This is a genomic window from Novosphingobium sp. 11B (assembly GCF_054589055.1).
Map to the genome: position 1 here is coordinate 1 of NZ_BAAILP010000071.1, position 2,997 is coordinate 2,997.

Below are 2,997 nucleotides of genomic sequence, written 5' to 3' on the forward strand. Positions count from 1 at the left end.
GGACCGGTGCCTGTCTTTAGGCGGGCGCTGCCGTGCCGGGCGCCCTGAAGCTGTGTGGGCTGGTCACGGCCAGCGGTCCCGGATCGAGTCCGGGACGACGATCACTTACAAAGCCTTGAACCTGAAATTGCTGAAGCGCGCCTCGCCCTGTCCGGCCGAGTAGAGCCCCGGCCGCAGCATCAGGAAGCCGCCGCGCACATTGTGGTGATAGCCGGAGACTTCCATGCCCCGGTCGAAGCGCTTCCACGTTTTCCCGCCGTCGCCGCTGGTGTGGAAGGCGACGATGTGGCGATCGTTCCGCACCCGCATCAGCATCTTGCGGCCGTGGTAGTTGGCCGGGCGGCCGCGCTCCATGCCGTATTGGTGCGTCACGAACTTGGCCGCGTCGAAGCCCAGCCCGCAGTAGAGTTGCTGGTCGTAGAACAGCAGCAGGCCCGCAGTGACGCCGGGGTCGATGTCGATCTCGCAACTGAACTCGTACTCTTGATCGCCCGCGATCAGCAGCAGCGGCGAGGAATCGACCGGCGCCTTGCCGTTGGCGGTCAGGTGCAGCGTGTTGTTCGCCACCCGCGCCCGGTCGCGTTCGGTCGGCGAGGGCTTGAAGAAGTTCCAGCGCCGCCCGATCTCCAGCGCCGAGAAATCGTCCGACAGCGGCATCCCGTGCGGACCAGCCTTGCGGCCGCCCCTGGGCGCGCGGATCGGCTTCGACAGGTCGCCGCCTTCCATGCGGAACCAGCCATCGGCGGTCCAGCTGACGGGATCGAGCAGGGTCTGGCGGCCGAGCGTCCAGAAGTCCTTTTCATAGCCGTGATAGACCGACCACCAGTCCCCGCTTGGCCCCTCGAACAAAGTGGCGTGCCCGCGCGACCACCATGCCTCGGACAAGTCGATGGTGCGCACGATCGGATTGTGCGGGCAGTTCTCCCAGGGGCCGTGGATCGACTTCGAGCGCGCGGCGATCACCATGTGTCCGGTCGGCGGACCCGCCGTGCCGCCAACCGCGGTGACGAGGTAGAAGTATTCGCCGCGCCGCACGATCTTGGGGCCTTCGGGGGAGAAACCCTCGACGTCCCAGTCGTCCGGATAGTGCCAGGGATCGTAGACGTGCTCCACCGCGCCGACGGTCGAGAGGCCGTCCTTGGCCAGCCGGATGCGGTCGCCGCCGGAAAGGAACAGCCAGCGCGAACCGTCCTCGCCCACCGCGTGGCCGGGGTCGATATGGTCGGGCAGGCCGAGGCTGACGGGCTCGCTCCACGGGCCTTCGGCCTTGTCGGCCCAGACCACGTACTGTGCGTTGGGCGTGGCCTTGACGGTGAAGTATATGAAGAAGCGGCCGGCGTGCTTGCTGATGTCCGGTGCCCAGACCGAGCCGAGGTTCTTCGTCAGCGCGGCAGTAAGGGGGCGCCAGTTGATCAGGTCGGCGGAGTGCCACACGACCAGACCCGGATAGGAATCGAAGGTCGAGAAGGTCATGTAATAGTCCTTCCCGTCCCGCACGATCGTCGGGTCGGGATGGTCGCCCGCCATCAGCGGGTTGAGGTACGTGCCGTTGCCCTGGTCCGGGATACGCTGGTCGTCGAAGCCCCGCCGGTACTTCGAAGCGCCGACCGAAGCGGGCTTTGCAAGCGAGGATGCGGCGGCCGTGGCTGCGCTCGCGCTGCCTGCCAGCGCCGTCGCGCCGCCTACTACGCCCATACCTGCCGTGAACAGGGCCTCTCGGCGGTCGAACTTCATGGCTCTCTCCGGTTCTGCTTTGATTTATGCTAGCGCTATCATTTGTGGCATCGGTGTCAATGAAAATTGCAGGAATGCTTGATCGTGCCAGCGCAGGCCATACAAGCCTAGCGATGCACGAAACCCCAGCAAGAGCGCGCGACGGCGACCCCACCATCGAGGACGTGGCCGCCGCCGCCGGGGTCTCGATCCGCACGGTTTCGCGGGTGCTCAACAAGTCGCCCAAAGTGAATGCCGAGACCCGCCAGCGGATCGAGGCCGCGATCGCCGCGCTCAATTTCCGGCCGAGCGCGCGGGCGCGGGCGCTGGCGATGCGGCGCTCGTTCCTGATCGGGTTGATCCACAACGATCGCAACGCGCTGGTGCTCGATTCCATCCAGCGCGGCGTCGTCGCCCTGACCGCGCCGCGCGGCTACGAGGTGATCGTCCACCCCACCCCGCTGGAGGCCGAGGCGGCGATCCGCGACGTGCTGGGCTTCGTCGAGCGGTCGCGCGTGGACGGACTGGTGATCCTGCCGCCGGTTTCGGGCGTGCCGGGTCTGGCCGAGGCTCTGGCCGAGGCACAAGTGCCGGTCGCGGCGCTGTCTTCGGTGCCGATCGCGGGCTTTGCCGACGTCATCGTCAGCGAGGAGCGGACGGCAGGCGCGCAAGTCGCGCGGCATCTGCTCGATCTGGGGCATCGGCGGCTGGGCATCGTCAACGGTCCCGCCGATACCGCCTCGGCCATGGAGCGCCGCGCGGGCTTCATCGAGGAGGCGACGCGCGCCGGGGCCAGCGTGGCCGAAGCGCCGGGCGACTACGACTTCGCCTCGGGCGTGGCCGGGGCGGAACAGCTTCTGGCGCTGGCCGAGCGGCCGACGGGCATCTTCGCGGCGAACGACATCATGGCGGCGGGCGTGCTCAAGGTCGCGGCGGTGCGGGGGATCGCGGTGCCGGGGGGGCTGTCGGTGGTGGGCTTCGACGGCAGCCTGCTCACGCGGATGCTGAGCCCGGCACTGACCTCGGTGCTGCGGCCCTTCGGCGACATGGCGGCGGCGGCGGCAGAGCGGCTCATCGCGCGGATCGAGGGCGGCGAGGCGCCACCGCCGTTCGAGGTGGAACTGCGCGTGGTTCCGGCGGAATCGACGGGATTGGCGCCTTCGGTCTGATTGCCGTTGAGACTTGGGTGATGATCCTCTCCTCATTCGTCATTGCGAGCGCAGCGAAGCAATCCAGGGCGGCTTAGAACTGCCCTGGATTGCTTCGCTGCGCTCGCAATGACGA

2 protein-coding genes are annotated in these 2,997 nt (G+C 67.9%); one reads left to right on the forward strand and one right to left on the reverse strand.

Annotated elements, in window-relative coordinates; translation table 11 throughout:
* Positions 1-105: 105 nt before the first annotated feature.
* Positions 106-1,734, reverse strand: a complete 1,629-nt coding sequence (locus ACYPYD_RS06520; protein WP_459662538.1) for a family 43 glycosylhydrolase — start codon at positions 1,732-1,734, stop codon at positions 106-108.
* A gap of 113 nt (positions 1,735-1,847) precedes the next feature.
* Here ACYPYD_RS06520 and ACYPYD_RS06525 point away from each other — a divergent pair, with 113 nt between their 5' ends.
* A complete protein-coding gene (locus ACYPYD_RS06525) occupies positions 1,848-2,882 on the forward strand; it encodes a LacI family DNA-binding transcriptional regulator (protein WP_459662539.1) in 1,035 nt (344 codons plus the stop codon).
* The last annotated feature ends 115 nt before the right edge of the window (positions 2,883-2,997 follow it).

Excerpts from the sequence above, each read along its gene's own strand:
- ACYPYD_RS06520 (WP_459662538.1), bottom strand. The coding sequence starts at position 1,734 with ATGAAGTTCGACCGCCGAGAGGCCCTGTTCACGGCAGGTATGGGCGTA.
- ACYPYD_RS06525 (WP_459662539.1), top strand. The coding sequence starts at position 1,848 with ATGCACGAAACCCCAGCAAGAGCGCGCGACGGCGACCCCACCATCGAG.